Consider the following 14,692-nt stretch of genomic DNA (forward strand, 5'->3'; position numbering starts at 1 on the left):
GACGCGGACGTCTGTCTTGAGGACGTGCTTGCCGCCGACACGCGTGAATTCGCCATCCTGAAACACGCAAAAGCCGCACCTGCCTGCGGCGACATTTCGCCGATCTCGTCGAGGAAGAGCGTACCGCCGTCCGCTTCTTCAAAACGCCCGATGCGCTGCGTCCGTGCGTCAGTGAAGTCGCCTTTCTCGTGGCCGAAAAGCTCACTTTCGAGCAGGGTTCCGGGTATCGCACCGCAGTTGATCTTGACGAAAGGCTTCTCTCGCGGCCTGAGCTGTAATGGATCAGGTTCGCGATCAGCTCCTTTCCCGTCCCTGATCCTCCGCTGATGAGCACGGTCGTCGATGTATCAGCGACGTTCAACGCAAGCTCGATCGCGCGCCGGATCTCGGGGCCTGGCCGATGATCTCGCCGTGCTGTTTTGATGAAGTTCGCTCTTTAGCCGCAGCACTTCCGCCGAGAGCTGATCGCGTTCGAGGGCAGTACCGATCTGGTCGGCGATGCCTTCGACCAAAGGCGATGTCGTGTTCGGCGAACGCGCCCTGCGCTCCATACGAACCCCAAAAGCGAACAACGCGCCGGACACGCACCGGTGCAACAACGCCGCTCCCATGAAGCTGCGTGTTGAAGAATAAACGGGATCGCAAACGGCATTTGCGAATCAACGAGTTTCACCGTCTTCCCGTCGCGTATGATCTCGCCGATCGCCTTAAAATTATCGACGCCTCAGCGATTTGTCGTGCTGCTCGATCATCTTCGGGACCTTGCCGAGCTTGATGCCCTTCTGCCGATTTGAATGACGCGAGCGAGAGCGTTTCCGACGGGTCCAGCACGCCTGACGCTCGTACCGCCCCCGACAAGGGCGATCGCTCGCTCGTCTGGTTTCAGAGCCTTCTTTGAAATCAGAATGCGGTTCAGCGTATTGGTGATCTCTCGAAGAGTGGTCGTCCGGTGAGCTTTCTTTTCCTGGAGCGGGCAAAGAGGCTCGTGTATTGATAGCCGATGGCAAGCTGGCAGGCGATGGATTCGAGGAGTTAGACCTCTTCATCGAGCCATACACGCGGCTCCTTCGTGTCGTGCGAGTCCACAGTCCAAGGCCACATTCACCTCGGATGATCGGGATGACCAGCAGAGCGTGTTTCAAGGCTTTTGCAAAGAACTTCAAGTCGGATCTTTCGCTGCTGAGGTATCGTTGATGCGGATGGGTTTTGTGATATCAAAACGCTCGGCGAGCTTTGCCGCATCGAACGGTATCGTCGTGCCGTGGCTTTGGGGACCGATTTGTCCTTCGCCATTCGTGGCTGATGGCAAGGTCTTTGCCTTCGCTGAGTTGGAGCAGGTCACAGCGGTCGGCCTTGAGCATGCGGCCGATCTCTGAGACGACAAGACATTCAAAAACGTTCCGAGGTCGATGTCGGTTGTAGGTCGCGGGCCAGGCGGTCGATGATCGCCTCGCGGGCTCAAAATGCTCATCCGGCGTTCGAGTGATGGCGCTTGAGGACGGTTCGGTATGGGTCCGGAATTGGATCGTTCGCCACAACAATGAAAGCTAACGATAATGTGCTGTCGGCTTTTGTAGTTGGCCGATGTCAAGTTGACACACTTGTGCCTGGAAGTGTGTGTTTTTGCGTCATCCTAACGCAGCTACGGTTTGCCGGGAACGGTTCTCGGCGGTCATCTTTGGGATCGCCTTTCTTAGATTTTGGCTCCGGTTCGGGCTTTTTGGGTTTAGTGTTCGCCCTCGGGCGGTCTAGGCGAAGTGGAGTTAGACGGCATCGCCGAATTTGAGCTTGGAGTTCGAATTAGAATTCGAGTTCGGCTCTTTTCCGTTGACGGCCATGTTCGAGTTTTGTCGGTAGAAACGTAATCGACCCGTTTTTGCCCGCTTCCGCGTCCTCCAGCAGATCTGCGGCACGGCCGTTGGAGCGTCGAGCTCGATCGCCTTTTTAGCGGCTTGATCGCTTCGCTGTATTTGGCGAGCTTTATCAGGATACTGCCGAGCTCTGTCTGATATTCACTGTCTTCCGGTTTGAGCTTGACGGCTTCCTGAAAGGCTTCCTCGGCATCGTCGTCCTGCATGAGTTTCGCGTACGTACGGCCTAGATAATAATAGGCGTTATCGTCTTTCGGGTTTTTAGCCAGCCATTTCTTATACGCTTTGACCGCATCCTCAAAAGCTCTTTCCGACTTTGTCTTTTTCGCTGCTTCCTTTGAATTCGAAGCCGGTTCCGTCACCTTGCCTGACTGCTCGTTCGGCATCTCGAGCAGCGTACGCAACGCCGAGCTGGAAATGAGCTTCGGCGAGGTCGGCGTCGAGTTCGACCGCTCGTTTCGAAAGCTTCGATCGCCGTCTCGGTCTGATTTTCGTCAAGCAAACGCTTACCTCTCGGCCAGTGCCGCGTTAGCGTCGGTGATAGACGCGAACTGTGAGACGGCCGGGGCCGTGTTGGTGTTTTCAGTTGAAACAGCAGCGTTGTTTTTGCATTCTGACGGCACCGCCGCACCCCGCCAATGCGAGCGACAAACATCCAATTAATACAACGATCGGTTTCATAACGATATTGGAAAAAATGCCGCTCTAGCCCGGAGGGAAGATGAACTGTCGGCCTGCAAGCAGGTGTACGTGAAGGTGAAAAACGGTCTGTCCGCCGTCTGAATTAGTATTGATCACGACGCGGTAGCCATCCTCGGCAAAGCCCTGTTTCCGCGCGATCTCCGCAGAGGTCGTCAGCAGATGTCCGAGCGTATCAGATTGTCCGGCGTCGGCTTTGTCGAGCGAATCGATGTGTTGACGCGGAATGACCAGAATATGCGTCGGAGCCTGAGGGCTGAGATCGTTGAACGCCACGCACACGTCGTCCTCGTGGACAAGCGTGGACGGTATGCGGCCATCGGCGATCTTACAGAATATGCAGTCTTCAGCGCTCATATTTCTATGACGCTATTAAACCACAGACGGTTGGAATCGTAAATTATCGAGATGCTTCGTCGGCTGTTGCGGCGAGCCCTTCTTTGACGCGTTCGATGTCGGCACCGAGCGATCGCAGCTTGCGGACGATCGTTTCATAGCCGCGGTCGATGTGGTAAACGCGGTCGATCGTCGTCTCGCCTTCGGCACACAGAGCTGCCAGAACGAGCGAAGCCGAGGCACGCAGATCTGACGCAATGATGCGTGCGCCCATCAATTTCGATTTCCCGCGAACGACCGCCGTGTTGCCGTGGATGGTGATGTCGGCGCCCATTCTGATAAGTTCCGAGGCGTGCATGAAGCGGTTTTCAAAGATGGTCTCGACTACCTTCGATTCGCCCTCGGCCTGCGTCATCAGCGCCATGTACTGGAGCCTGCATGTCGGTCGGGAAACCCGGATGCTCTTTGGTAGTGACATCCACCGCTTTCAGGCCGCCGCTGCCGACCTTGACGAGGAGCGTGCTGGAATTAAGTTCCTCGATATCGACGCCGGCCTCTCGCAGCTTTGCGATGACGGCGGTGAGATGTTCGGGACGGCAGCTTTTGATCTCGAGTTCACCGCCGGTGATCGCCGCGGCGACCATGAACGTTCCGGTCTCGATGCGGTCGGGAATGATCGTATGTTCGGCACCGCCGAGAGCTTCGACACCTTCGATCTCGATCACGGCAGTTCCGGCGCCCTTGATGCGGGCTCCCATTTTGTTGAGCAGATCGGCGAGGTCCTCGATCTCGGGTTCCTTGGCGGCGTTTTTGATGATGGTTTTGCCTTTCGCGAGTGCGGCGGCCATCATCACGTTCTCGGTTCCGGTGACGGTGACCTTTTCAAAATCAATGGTCGCACCGATCAAACGACCTTGCGGAGCACGAGCGACAACATCGCCCGATTCCAGCGAGACGGTCGCACCAAGTTGCTCAAAAGCCTTCAAATGAAGATCGATCGGCCGCGTGCCGATCGCACAACCGCCCGGCAAACTGACCTTCGCCTGCCCGAACCGCCCAAGCAGCGGCCCGAGAGCGAGAACGCTCGCTCGCATCGTTTTAACAAGCTCGTACGGAGCCTCAAACGTCTCGATCTTTCCCGCTGTGACCTTATGCGTACGCAGTTCCGGTGTTAGAACCGTCGCACCCAGATCCTCGCAAACGCCGCTGCGTGATCAGGTCTTTTACATATGGCACATTGTGCAGCGTCACCGTTTCCGCCGTCAGCAGCGTCGCCGCGAGGCATGGCAGAGCAGAATTTTTCGCTCCGCCTATCTCGATCTTTCCTCTCAGCGGATTGCCGCCCCGTATCTTAAACTTGTCCATAAAAAATCACACTATTCAGTATTGCTGATAGATAGTACAAGAAAAGCTTATTGGAGAAAAGTCGCCACCGCCACAAATGTTTTAGAAACTTCGATTTTGAGCAACGATTTGTAAAGCGAGTTACATCACACTAATGGCTTCAGACGTGCCGATAGTTCGCTATGATGAAAAAATTGTTTGAAGTCGTTCTGGCTGAATATACCCTCCATTCAGCCGGGCTTTTTATTTGCAGGACGAGATCCTTCTTAAGCTGCGAAGCAGCGATAATGTTAGCCCCGGGTGAAGCAGAGCCGGAACCTGGGGTTATGGCATCTATGGTTTATCAAGCCTGTGTAACAGGCGATTAAAGTTGGTCAGGTCGCCGTTACGCCTGTTTCACAGGCTCTAACCCTAAAACGACATGAGCTACACGTTCCGCCAAAGGCTCCACGTATAGCTACTATTATTTCGCCTGCTTCACAGACTTAGGAATATGGATGTTTTTGGCACATGACCACAATCGACCATCCTTTAGCGACATCTTAACTTTATGGACTTTGCACCCTTTGCGACTTTGCGGGAAAACAGCCAGGAACCAAAGATCAAAGATCTAAAATCAAAGATCTATCCCTGACCTTCGCCAACAAACTTTCGATCTGAGCTGCGTGCCGTTTTTCGTGGAGCCCGGCCATAACGAGCCATTCGCCAGCGTTTAGCGGGCCGAAGAATGGGTGCGGAAAGGTGTGTGCCGTGAGGTCGTAATTTTCGAGATCGGGCCGGAGCGAGTCGAAGGCCTCGGTCGCGGCCGCGAGAGTCGCGAGAGATTCGTCGATGCTGACCTCGCCGGTCGGGTGAACGCGTTCGGGCGCCTCGACCTTTGTGTCGGCGATGACTGCCGCCCGTTCGCCAAAATTCGCGGACAATGTAAAGCTGCCGTCCGACGGGATGTTGTCTTCCATCGCGCCGGCAAGCAGTTTGGCGCAGATCTTTGCGATGCCCGATCCGACGATCGAGACGTGCTCAGCGATCTGCTGGATGTTCCATTTCTCGCCCTCGGGCAGAGCGGCCGCTTCGTCCGGCGAAATACCGCTGACGGTTGCGACAAATTCATCCCGAAACTTCTGGTTAGCCGAATATATGTCGGCGATCGATTCGTATCTCATGGTCTGTTTGATGGAATTGTCGGTTGAGCAGTAAATATCAGCCGGTGCCAGCGGGCAAAGCTGCACGCTGTCGGCCTCGTTCTTCATTCGCTTGAGATAAGCGGTCTGCAGATAGAGCGTGTCTTCTGCCGTCCAGTTGATCTCAACGATCGGGTTGTACGAAACGAGCAGTTTCTCGTCCGGCAGCGTCGAAAGCGGCTGGTCGGGTGTTGCTTGTGCCTGTGTATTTGCGTCAATATTCGCATCGCCGCCCTGTGAGATCCGCTGCTGATTGCGGTCGTAAGCCTGCGACGATATCAAAAGCTGATTGCGAAGCGGTATCGCCGCCTGCGTTGGGTTAACGCCGACCGCATCGTAAATTCGCACCTGCGTATCAAAAGCCGCTGCGACCTTGGTCGAATCCGACGACCAGACCGGCCTGACGACAGTCAAATTATCGTCAAGACGGCGCTCGCGGCCATTTTTCTCGATGATCCGCGGTCGTCCCTGCGGAACGAGAGCCTCGCCCTTGCTGGCAGACATAACCTCGAGATATTTCCACTCGCGGGCCGTCGCGGCAAGTGCGACGAGCATCGTGCTGTCCGGCGACCAGGCGTAGTAGAAGTAGATTATCCCCTCATTCTCAGTGATCGCCTTCACGCCCGTTCCGTCTGCCGTACACGTGTAGATCTGCTCGGTGCGAAACGTGAGAATTCCGGTCGGGGCAGCCGGCGTCGGTGCGATAGGTGCCGAAGCCGTCGGATCGGCGGTGTTGGCGTCAGGGGCGGTGTTCGCGTGATCAATTGGCGGAACAATAGGTGCGGGCGTCGGCAATGTCGTCAGTCCCAGATCCGGAGCCACAACCCGTATCATTGCAACAAATGCGAGCGACGACGAATCGGGCGACCAGACGATCGTATCCGGAAAATGCACGGCCATCGTGTCCGACGTCAGCTTCTTCAACAGCTTGCCGTCCGCCGAGTACATATCGAGCCGATACTCCGAGCTGTAGTCCGTGACCTGTGATAAACAGCGACGATCCGCTTTTTGTCGGGCGACGCGATCGTTTTGTCGAGTATTTCCTGCGGCCGGGAATTATCAAAATCAGCTTGGATCGCCTCGCTCCGCGTCTCCGCCGCAGGCTTGCCGGCATCAGCCGCCGGAGCCGGAACATCAGCCTCATACCGGAAATTCAACCGAACCGCCGGGACACTGCCAACCGTTGGCGGCGCGACATTCTGCTGCTTGAACATACTGCTCTCACAGCCCGCCAACACCGCGACAAAACACAGCAATACCAAAACCCGATATGGTAAACGACCCAAACGCATCAATGAATAATACCAAGTCGGCAATCGCTTGTCAGTAGTGGCCAATCATGAACCGCGGACAAGAAAAGAAACTGCGAAATTTCACTAAAGATACGAAGGTCGGAATAGGGTATCCTCAGGAGGCTCATGTACAGCTTCCGGTTATTAGATTTCCAGTTTTGTAAAGTTATAGTTACTGCTGACCGACAAAATCAAAATCGGCCAAAGTATCGACTATTTGAAGTACGCGTGGCGTAAAGCGGTCCCGTTTCGAATTAACGCCAATAGTGTAAGTTCGGCCCGCTTCGATATCGGTAAATCGATATTGACCGAAAGAACTGGTCGTCGCGATACGGCTGTTGCCATTTGTGTCGGTGACCACAACAATGGCATTCCTGATCCCGCGGCCATCTGGTGTAAGCACCCGGCCCGAAAGATCGACTCCGGCAGCTGTGGCACCAACTATTACGTACCCAGGGTCGTATATGGTTGGGAGAAGGACTCCCGCAGCATTAGAAACACTTTGCGGTGTCGGAACGCTAGTGAACGCAATCTGATAGGTGCCGACCGGGGCATTCCCCCGAAATGTAAAAGTGACACTAGCAATATTTCTTGTACCGGTGCTGTAGGTGTTCGTCGAGTCAATACGAATGCCGATCTGACCCGGTAAAGTAGTGTTTGTCGCGATAGAAGATTCGGCAGGAACCCCGCTGCCGATTCTAATGACCGGGTCGCTCAGCACTGTCGGCGGATAGTAGAAGCTGAAACCTACCGGAGGATTCGTCACCTGAGCAACGAGCTGAAAGTTAATTGTGACTGGAGTCGCGAAACCACCGGGTACTGACACATTTGTCGCTCTAATTACACGTTCACCTTGTGCTTTTATTGACTCCAGTCAAAAAACCCGAAGCGGCCAAACCTAAAACAACCCCAAACACCAAAATACGACAAGATATAAAAGACGTTACTGTAGATTTTTTCATTTTTTAGCCCCTTATTGAGAAATTGTGCCGTTATATTAATGATGAGGCGGAAATCAAGTGGGTCAACAACTATTCTTGAGCCAAAACAACGGATTCTGAGCCAAAACCATCATTCCTGTCCATTTTCGCTTTTGTGGCGGTGTCTTTTATGGAAAAGGCTGCGGTATTCAGTCGGCGTAAGGCGGAATTTCTTCTTGAAGTCACGGGCAAAATGACTGGGGTCAGGTATCCCAACGTGGATGCCGATCTGGTCGATATGGTCATAGGTTGTTTCGATGAGATGTACTGCTTTTTCCAGACGCTTTTCTTTTAGCCAAGCCGCTGGCGAGTTTTTGAGAACCCTTTTGAAGGCTACGGGGAAATGAGACAGCGAGATACCAGTCTTTTTAGCCATCATCTCTACCGTCCAATCTTCATCCAAATGTTCGAGCAAGTGTTCCTGAAAATCTAAAATTTGTTCTTCCACTGTGAGAGTCCTCCAGTTAGGGATTGAAGAATGTTCAGCAAATACATACGATCTTTGCTCGCGCGGGAGAGCGGGAATGACTTGCGACAGAAAGGTTGTAGTCGATCAGAGAGGCAAGACAACCGTGGAAAAAGTCGCTTTCAAGCTTTTTGAAAGTAAAAATCAGAATATTCCCTTGAGATGTGAAATGCAAGGAATTCTTCCTTAACAGCTTCGCTCTAAAGTAGGATCGGCGCGTCTAGCAAAGACCTTCGACCAATCTCCCAAATACCTCTACCAAACTTCGCGCAACGGTCGAAAATAGGTTGATTTACCTCTACCAATCGCGCGGCCATTTTTGGCTCGAGCGGCGACGAAAGAGTGGGTAAAAGCCAGTATTTATGGGGTCTCAGCCTTGGTATTGGCAAAAGTGTGAATCGATTCACACTTTTTATTGGGTAATTCTTGGTAAAGTTTGGTGAAACGTTATCTTACACAAAAGTTCCACTTGCGGGGCTCCGATTCTGAAGCAAAAAAGCCGCTGCGTGAGATCCGCAGCGGCTTCTATTTTCTGACAAATATCGACCGGTTTAGAGGTCACCGTTCAGGTACTGTTTGTAGAGTTTCTTCTGCTCCTCAGTTGCTCCCGAGATGACTGAGAAATCGTATTCCTGTCTCTTATCACTACCCAACACGAAATCGACATCGCGCAGCTTGTCGAACCGGAAGATCGTGAGCTTGACCTTGTCGTTTGGTTTCTTTTCATTCAGGTAGCTCGTCATGAACTGAGCACTTGCCCGATAGCCGTCGATCGCCACGATCTGGTCACCAGTGTTGAGGCCCTGATCGTAAGCCGGCGTTCCGGCCGAGATCGAGCCGGATGCTGAGAATTCCGTTGGCTTCCGCAGTGTCGGCTCCGATATATGCCTTGGAGGCATTCGGTGTCTTCATGTTCAGATTGAGCCCGAATGGGTTAGCGAACGCGTTGTAATCGATCTCAGCAACGCCGCGGACGTACTTCGCAAAGAGATCATCAAGACTCTTTCCGGCCATCGTTTCACATGCCTTCTGATAGTCGGCGGGCGTATAGTTCTTGCCTTTCTTGAAGAATTCCGTATAGAGATGCCGCATAACGTCGTCCAGCGATTTCGAACCGCCAGACGAAGCCCGGATCGCCAGATCGAGCATCATATTAACGATCTCGCCCTTGTCGTAGTAAGAGATCTGGTTGTTGACCGCGTTCTCATCAGGCCGGTAATACTTGATCCACGCATCGAAACTTGCGGATTCCACGCTGGTCTCGAGCCGGCCCGGCCGATTCTGCAGTGCCTGGATCCCAGCCGCTCGCTGACGTAGGAACTCCTTATCTGAGATAAGCCCGGCACGGACGAGAAGCAGATTCGAATAGTACTCAGTTCCACCCTCGGCGACCCAGAGAAGCTTGGTGTAGTTCTCGTTCTCGTAATCGAAAGGCCGAGAGCATCGGGGGCGGATGCGCTTGACGTTGAAATTGTGAAAATATTCATGTGCAACGAGGCCCAGAAAGCCCTTGTAGCGGGCGTCGGGCTTGAATCCGAATCGGTTCGTCTGAAGAGCAGTTGAGTTCAAAATGCTCCAAACCACCACCGCCGCGTGTATTTACAATGAACGTATAATTGTCATAAGCCAGCTCGCCAAATATCTTATAGCTCTCCTCAACGATCTTGGCCGTGTCTACAGCCAGCTTTTTCAGATCATAATTGCCCTCGCCGGTGATGACAAACCGGTGCGATTTTCCCCTGAACATCGAACTTGTATTCCTTGAAATCACTAACCTCAAATGGCGAATCATAAAGAACATCGTAGTTTTTCTGCCCTGAACGTATTTGCCTGGCTTCGACCGGCGGAAGGCCTGTTGCGACCGCCAATTACCGTACGGGTTAACCTTTACCGTCGATGGAGCAGCCAAATGATCTTTTACAAAGAACAATGCTGCTGAGTTATTCCAAAAGGCGTGTTCATCATTCACCTCGTTGGTTCGAACGGTCAATTCATTCGAATAAACAAGGTACTTCGCAACTATTTCCTTTGCGCCCTTGGTATCGATAGCCCAGGTATTTTTGTTCGATTTTGCCCACGTGAGCTCGTTGCCCGAGGCATCTTTGGCCGAGAAATTCTGCACGTGACGTGCATATTCCCGGATCAGGTAGCTGCCCGGCGTCCAGACCGGCATTTTCAGCTCGGCTTTCTCAGGCATTTGTGCCCATTTGACCTTCATCTCAACCTCGAGCAGATGGGTCCAGGGCTTGGACATCGAGACCGTATAGCTGATCTCAGGCGGAACCGCCTTAACAACGAAGCGCCGGCGTCGGCTTTTGAGCCGGCTTTTTTGAGCAGGTGTTTCCTGATTCATAGCAAATAAAAATGCGGCAAGCAGAACAAGAACAATCGTGGATTTGAACATTCGATATATATCTCCGGCAAGCTGTGGTTTACTGAAACAATATTCTACTATGAATCAAAACTTTGCTAAAATTTGAGTATGGGTTTGCCAAAACTAAAGACCAAGCTCAGCGTTGAGGACTATCTCGAAGGAGAAGGTAAGTCCGATAAGACATGAGTTTGTTGATGGCGAAGTCTACGCGATGGCGGGTGGTAGTGACAATCATAACCGAATAGTAGGTGAGATAGTCACAACGCTTTCGATGCATCTTCGCGGGTCAAAGTGCGAGCCCTTTTCGGCGATATCAAAGTTAGAGTTACAAGCAAGGTTTACTATTACCCTGATGTATTGGTTTCTTGGGAGGAAACCCCGGACGATCCATACTTTCGAAACAACCCAATACTCATCGTTGAGGTAACTCGCCTTCGACCAAAAGATCGATCGCCGCGAAAAGCTTCTTTCTACCAGCAGATGCCGAGCGTTCAGGAATATGTGGTTGTCGACCAGCACAAGATGAACGTTGAGGTCCATCGCCGTCAGCCAAATGGCGGTTGGATAACTTATTATTTCAATGAAAAGAGCGATATTGTCGAGCTAGCCTCAGTCGATCTAACCATTCCCCTTCCGGATCTTTACCGCCGGGTTCAGTTTGATAAAAATGCAAAGACGAGACGAAGACGACGACTAACGAAAAATTCTTCACCGCCCCACTTATAATCATTTTCGTTACGATCTTTGTTGATCTGATCGGATTTGGAATGGTGATCCCGATCCTGCCCTACTACGCGAATACCGATCCATACAATGCGACACCTCTACAGATCGGGTTTCTGGTCGCGACCTATTCACTAATGCAGTTTTTCTTTTCGCCGATCCTGGGCCGATTATCGGATCGGTACGGACGGCGTCCGGTGCTTTTTATCAGCATATTAGGTTCGGCGGCCGGTTATTTTGTCATAGGTTTTGCAGGCACATTACTACTTGTTTTTGTTGGCCGGATCATTGGCGGGATAACAGGCGGGAATATTTCGACCGCGCAGGCATATATAGCCGACGTTACGTCCAAGGAGAACCGCGCGAAAGGAATGGGGCTCTTCGGCGGCGTTTTGGGCTTGGCTTTGTTTTCGGGCCTGCCGGTGCGGGGATCCTCAGCAAATATGGCGTCCACGTACCATTTTTCTTCGCTGCCGGCCTTTCTCTCGTCAACGCAATTGTCCTCTATTTTATTCTTCCCGAATCGCTAACCCCCGAAAAGCGGGCTGAGGCACCAAAACGGAAGAACCGCTTCCTGGAGATCTTCGAATCTTTCGCACACAAGGAATTTAGAGAGATCAATATCGTCTACTTCCTGCTGGTTACGGCGTTCTCGATCATGACCTATGCTTTTGTACTCTACACGGCATTTCGGTTCGGCTTTACGGCGGAGCAGAATGGCTATTTATTCGCCTTTATCGGGATAATCGCAATTATTGCTCAGGGCGTTCTATTCAATCGCCTGGTACAAAAATTCGGCGAGTCTACATTGGTTGTTGCGGGGTGTTTGATGATGGTGGCGAGCCTTTTCTTGGTTCCGATCGTGGGGCCCGGATATGGAGGAGTTACAGTCCTATTACTTGGAACCGCTTTGCTCGCATTTGGAAATTCCCTGGCATCGCCGGGCCTGACAAGTCTTGCGTCAAAAACGGCTTCTGAAAAGATCAAGGCCGAACGCTCGGGATCATGCAGTCGGAGCATCTCTGGCCCGCGCGTGATCGGGCCGGTTCTCGGTCACGGCCTGCTTCTGAATAATTCGCTGAATCTGGTTCATGATTCCACGCTGTACCGCACATTCTGGACGGCTTCGGGGATCATGTTCGTGGCTTTTCTGGTTGCTCTGTATTTTGCGAGAACCGCAAATGAAAAGATGATCGCTTAGCTTACGGCTCTTTGTTTGACAGCATCCTTTGCGGCCGGAAAGATAAGGCGAAAAGTCGTTCCTTCCACCCTCAGCACTGAAAGCTTCGATCGTTCCGTTGTGTTCCTGAACGATGCGTAGGCACGGCAAGTCCGAGGCCCGTTCCGTTTCCGACGCCCTTGGTGGTGAAGAACGGATCGAAGACCTTTTTGAGATTCTCGGTCGGGATTCCCTGTCCGTTGTCGATCACCTCGATAACTACACCGTCGTCATTTCCGGCGAAAGTGCGGAGCCTGATGGTACCGTTCTCAAACATCGCATCGCGAGCGTTGAGAATAAGATTGGTGAACACCTGCTGCAATTTACCGCCGCCGCCGAGATCATCGGCAGATCTTCTAGTATTCCTTAACGATCTCAATGCTCGATTTGCGAAGCTGAGGTTCGAGCAGCTGAAGCGTATCGTTCAAGAGCTTGTTGATCTGGATCTCGCCAAACTCCTCAGCATTGCCGGTACGTGAAAAAGTCGTAGATTTCCACGATGTTCGAGGCACGGTCCGTCTGGCGCTGCATTTTCTGCAGGAGGGCGTGCTTCGGATCGGTCTCGGGATCAATCCGAGCAGCATTTGCGTGTAGCTGGAAACGCCTGTCAGCGGCGTGTTCACTTCATGAGCGACGCCAGCCGCGAGCAGGCCGATGCTTGAAAGTTTTTCGCTCTGCTGTAGTGTTTCTTCAAGCTTTACACGCGACGAGACGTTTTCCAGGACGATGATGGCCCAGTTTGTTGGTTTGAAACTGATCGGGCGGAGCGACGGCGACGCGTTTAGAATAGGCGATTTGCCGCCCTTGTGGCTTGGTATGCAGCTTGTGCGTTACGGATCTCAGTTAAGTGCCACCGAGATTTGCCGAGGATGTTTTCCAGATTCAAAAGCAAAACTTTGGTCAAAAATATCTTCAACAACGCGGCCCACAACCTGATCGCGATCGAGGCCCATCATCTGCCTCGAATGGCGAGTTGCATCGAATGATTCGGCCGTCTTCGTCAACCGCAAGCAGGCCGACGTTGACCGATTCTACGATCGACTCGTTAAATTCTTTGAGAGGGCGAGTTCCTCAGTATGTTGTTTTTGCTGGCCGTAAAGACGGCTGTTTTCGATCGCAACGGCGATGTATCCCTGAGACGGTTTTAAGGATATCGAGATCTTCTTTGAAGAAAGCAGCGAAGCCGTCCGTCGCTCGTCCCAGGCCGATAACGGCTATCATTTGTCCGCCCGCTAAGCACGGGACAAAGTAATGAAGCTCCTGCCGAATAACGGCTTTACTGTGGCCATTCCATTTCCGTCTGCCAGCGTAATGTCGAATTCTGGTGCATCAAATTCGTCTGCTCGAACAACACCCTTGGCCGCCGATTTTTGGCGGATCATCGTGCGAAAATCGTTTGGGATCTTATATTCCTCACTAAACCCACCGATTTCGCCAGGCGATAATTTTCTTGAGGTGACTGGTCATCCTCGATAAAGATCGCGACCTTTTGCACATCCAGAACCTGCCGCAGCCGCTGAGCGAGCCCGCGTCGAGCAAAGGATCAAGAGCGGTTGTCGCTGACAACGTTCTGCCAAAATCGAGAAGGCTGCGCCGCAGATCGTAACGCTCGCCGTAGAAAAAGCGATCAGCACGTTCCTGCAGAAATTTCTTAAGCGGTTCGCTGAGCAGCACGATCGCTCCCATTGCCACGATCGCGATCAGGGCTCGAAGCGTGATCTCGGTGGTCGACAGATTGTTGCCGACCGCGAGGAAAACTAGTCCGAGAGCGACTGCTCCGATCATCATGGCAATCGCGACCGTTGTCATCGCGTAAACGAGAGCCCGCCGAACAACGACATCGACATCCATCAGCCGGTAGCGAACGACCGAATGACCAAAGCTTAGCGGTATCAGAGCGGACGGCAGCGCCGTGATGCCGCACTGAAATTATCGTCCGGTATTTGGATTCCGAACCGCTGCGTGATCCAGTTGCATTACGACGACTGGAAATATGGCCCGCGATCGTTCCCCACATCGCCCATTTCAAACGCTGTCGAACCGCAGTTGGCTGTTCTTGAAGAATCGCCATACGAGCAGCGACGCTCCGCCGAAACGCCTGGAACGAAATGATAAGAGTTGGAATTCGATACAGAAAGCAAATGGGGTTAGGCTGTCCGATACCTTAGCCAGGGCAACGGTCGTCCCCGATTCTGGCCAGAATTGAG

General features: G+C 52.6%; 19 protein-coding genes and 3 pseudogenes. 5 read left to right on the forward strand and 17 right to left on the reverse strand.

What is annotated here, in order from left to right; translation table 11 throughout:
* Positions 1–424: pseudogene (locus tag IPG22_00005) on the reverse strand (sigma 54-interacting transcriptional regulator).
* Positions 348–551 carry a hypothetical protein gene (locus IPG22_00010; GenBank protein ID MBK6586693.1) on the reverse strand — a complete coding sequence of 68 codons (204 nt, stop codon included), beginning with the start codon at positions 549–551 and terminating at the stop codon, positions 348–350. The pseudogene IPG22_00005 and the gene IPG22_00010 overlap by 77 nt, the downstream one beginning before the upstream one ends.
* Before the next feature lie 642 nt (positions 552–1,193).
* Between IPG22_00010 and IPG22_00015 the strand changes: the two genes are divergently transcribed.
* Positions 1,194–1,376 (forward strand): hypothetical protein, encoded by a 183-nt coding sequence (locus IPG22_00015; GenBank protein ID MBK6586694.1) that lies wholly within the window; start codon positions 1,194–1,196, stop codon positions 1,374–1,376.
* Between the two features lie 350 nt (positions 1,377–1,726).
* Here the strand turns inward: IPG22_00015 and IPG22_00020 are convergent, their stop codons facing one another.
* The 10 genes and pseudogenes from IPG22_00020 to IPG22_00065 all read right to left on the reverse strand — a co-directional run bounded on the left by IPG22_00020 (position 1,727) and on the right by IPG22_00065 (position 10,573).
* A complete protein-coding gene (locus IPG22_00020; GenBank protein ID MBK6586695.1) occupies positions 1,727–2,257 on the reverse strand; it encodes a tetratricopeptide repeat protein in 531 nt (176 codons plus the stop codon).
* Positions 2,258–2,576: 319 nt separating this feature from the next.
* Complete coding sequence (locus IPG22_00025) at positions 2,577–2,927, reverse strand: histidine triad nucleotide-binding protein (protein MBK6586696.1); 351 nt, start codon at positions 2,925–2,927, stop codon at positions 2,577–2,579.
* A gap of 43 nt (positions 2,928–2,970) precedes the next feature.
* Positions 2,971–4,271, reverse strand: a pseudogene (murA, locus tag IPG22_00030) (UDP-N-acetylglucosamine 1-carboxyvinyltransferase).
* Between the two features lie 581 nt (positions 4,272–4,852).
* Complete coding sequence (locus IPG22_00035) at positions 4,853–6,379, reverse strand: DinB family protein (GenBank protein MBK6586697.1); 1,527 nt, start codon at positions 6,377–6,379, stop codon at positions 4,853–4,855.
* Positions 6,352–6,645: a hypothetical protein gene (locus tag IPG22_00040; protein ID MBK6586698.1), complete on the reverse strand. Its 294-nt coding sequence runs from the start codon at positions 6,643–6,645 to the stop codon at positions 6,352–6,354. Before IPG22_00040 ends, IPG22_00035 begins: the two co-directional genes overlap by 28 nt.
* Before the next feature lie 250 nt (positions 6,646–6,895).
* Positions 6,896–7,549: a carboxypeptidase regulatory-like domain-containing protein gene (locus IPG22_00045; protein MBK6586699.1), complete on the reverse strand. Its 654-nt coding sequence runs from the start codon at positions 7,547–7,549 to the stop codon at positions 6,896–6,898.
* Positions 7,550–7,794: 245 nt separating this feature from the next.
* Positions 7,795–8,151, reverse strand: a complete 357-nt coding sequence (locus tag IPG22_00050) for a helix-turn-helix transcriptional regulator (GenBank protein MBK6586700.1) — start codon at positions 8,149–8,151, stop codon at positions 7,795–7,797.
* Positions 8,152–8,720: 569 nt separating this feature from the next.
* Positions 8,721–9,068, reverse strand: coding sequence for a PDZ domain-containing protein (locus IPG22_00055; protein ID MBK6586701.1), 348 nt, complete (start codon positions 9,066–9,068; stop codon positions 8,721–8,723).
* Entirely contained in the window at positions 8,956–9,738 is a 783-nt protein-coding gene (locus IPG22_00060; GenBank protein MBK6586702.1) for a M61 family metallopeptidase, read from the reverse strand. Before IPG22_00060 ends, IPG22_00055 begins: the two co-directional genes overlap by 113 nt.
* Complete coding sequence (locus IPG22_00065) at positions 9,653–10,573, reverse strand: hypothetical protein (protein MBK6586703.1); 921 nt, start codon at positions 10,571–10,573, stop codon at positions 9,653–9,655. The genes IPG22_00060 and IPG22_00065 overlap by 86 nt, the downstream gene beginning before the upstream one ends.
* A 112-nt stretch (positions 10,574–10,685) precedes the next feature.
* On the opposite strand from IPG22_00065, the gene IPG22_00070 reads away from it, so the two are divergent.
* Genes IPG22_00070 through IPG22_00085 form a run of 4 tightly spaced genes read left to right on the forward strand, consistent with a single transcriptional unit; the run spans position 10,686 to position 12,467 of the window.
* Positions 10,686–10,970, forward strand: coding sequence for a Uma2 family endonuclease (locus tag IPG22_00070; protein ID MBK6586704.1), 285 nt, complete (start codon positions 10,686–10,688; stop codon positions 10,968–10,970).
* The gene (locus IPG22_00075; protein ID MBK6586705.1) at positions 10,901–11,269 is read left to right on the forward strand and encodes a Uma2 family endonuclease; all 369 of its coding nucleotides are present in this window, start codon (positions 10,901–10,903) and stop codon (positions 11,267–11,269) included. The genes IPG22_00070 and IPG22_00075 overlap by 70 nt, the downstream gene beginning before the upstream one ends.
* A gap of 41 nt (positions 11,270–11,310) precedes the next feature.
* Entirely contained in the window at positions 11,311–11,796 is a 486-nt protein-coding gene (locus IPG22_00080; protein MBK6586706.1) for an MFS transporter, read from the forward strand.
* Positions 11,697–12,467, forward strand: a complete 771-nt coding sequence (locus IPG22_00085; protein ID MBK6586707.1) for an MFS transporter — start codon at positions 11,697–11,699, stop codon at positions 12,465–12,467. Before IPG22_00080 ends, IPG22_00085 begins: the two co-directional genes overlap by 100 nt.
* 70 nt (positions 12,468–12,537) lie before the next feature.
* Here IPG22_00085 and IPG22_00090 read toward each other — a convergent pair whose 3' ends face one another.
* From IPG22_00090 to IPG22_00110, 5 genes and pseudogenes are all read right to left on the reverse strand, one after another.
* Entirely contained in the window at positions 12,538–12,906 is a 369-nt protein-coding gene (locus IPG22_00090; GenBank protein ID MBK6586708.1) for an ATP-binding protein, read from the reverse strand.
* Positions 12,842–13,108 carry a hypothetical protein gene (locus tag IPG22_00095; protein MBK6586709.1) on the reverse strand — a complete coding sequence of 89 codons (267 nt, stop codon included), beginning with the start codon at positions 13,106–13,108 and terminating at the stop codon, positions 12,842–12,844. Before IPG22_00095 ends, IPG22_00090 begins: the two co-directional genes overlap by 65 nt.
* A 289-nt stretch (positions 13,109–13,397) precedes the next feature.
* Positions 13,398–13,529, reverse strand: a pseudogene (locus IPG22_00100) (PAS domain-containing protein).
* A gap of 188 nt (positions 13,530–13,717) precedes the next feature.
* Entirely contained in the window at positions 13,718–13,867 is a 150-nt protein-coding gene (locus IPG22_00105) for a hypothetical protein (protein MBK6586710.1), read from the reverse strand.
* A gap of 34 nt (positions 13,868–13,901) precedes the next feature.
* On the reverse strand, positions 13,902–14,336 hold the full coding sequence (locus tag IPG22_00110; GenBank protein ID MBK6586711.1) for a hypothetical protein: 435 nt from the start codon (positions 14,334–14,336) through the stop codon (positions 13,902–13,904).
* Positions 14,337–14,692: the final 356 nt, after the last annotated feature.

This window comes from Acidobacteriota bacterium, from assembly GCA_016703965.1.
GTDB lineage: Bacteria > Acidobacteriota > Blastocatellia > Pyrinomonadales > Pyrinomonadaceae > OLB17.

Bases quoted from the DNA above. Each gene is read 5' to 3' on its own strand.
- IPG22_00010 (MBK6586693.1), bottom strand. From the start codon at position 551: ATGGAGCGCAGGGCGCGTTCGCCGAACACGACATCGCCTTTGGTCGAA.
- IPG22_00015 (MBK6586694.1), top strand. From the start codon at position 1,194: ATGCGGATGGGTTTTGTGATATCAAAACGCTCGGCGAGCTTTGCCGCA.
- IPG22_00020 (MBK6586695.1), bottom strand. From the start codon at position 2,257: ATGCCGAACGAGCAGTCAGGCAAGGTGACGGAACCGGCTTCGAATTCA.
- IPG22_00025 (MBK6586696.1), bottom strand. From the start codon at position 2,927: ATGAGCGCTGAAGACTGCATATTCTGTAAGATCGCCGATGGCCGCATA.
- IPG22_00035 (MBK6586697.1), bottom strand. From the start codon at position 6,379: ATGTACTCGGCGGACGGCAAGCTGTTGAAGAAGCTGACGTCGGACACG.
- IPG22_00040 (MBK6586698.1), bottom strand. From the start codon at position 6,645: ATGTTCAAGCAGCAGAATGTCGCGCCGCCAACGGTTGGCAGTGTCCCG.
- IPG22_00055 (MBK6586701.1), bottom strand. From the start codon at position 9,068: ATGCCTCCAAGGCATATATCGGAGCCGACACTGCGGAAGCCAACGGAA.
- IPG22_00065 (MBK6586703.1), bottom strand. From the start codon at position 10,573: ATGTTCAAATCCACGATTGTTCTTGTTCTGCTTGCCGCATTTTTATTT.
- IPG22_00080 (MBK6586706.1), top strand. From the start codon at position 11,311: ATGGTGATCCCGATCCTGCCCTACTACGCGAATACCGATCCATACAAT.
- IPG22_00105 (MBK6586710.1), bottom strand. From the start codon at position 13,867: ATGATCCGCCAAAAATCGGCGGCCAAGGGTGTTGTTCGAGCAGACGAA.
- IPG22_00110 (MBK6586711.1), bottom strand. From the start codon at position 14,336: ATGGATGTCGATGTCGTTGTTCGGCGGGCTCTCGTTTACGCGATGACA.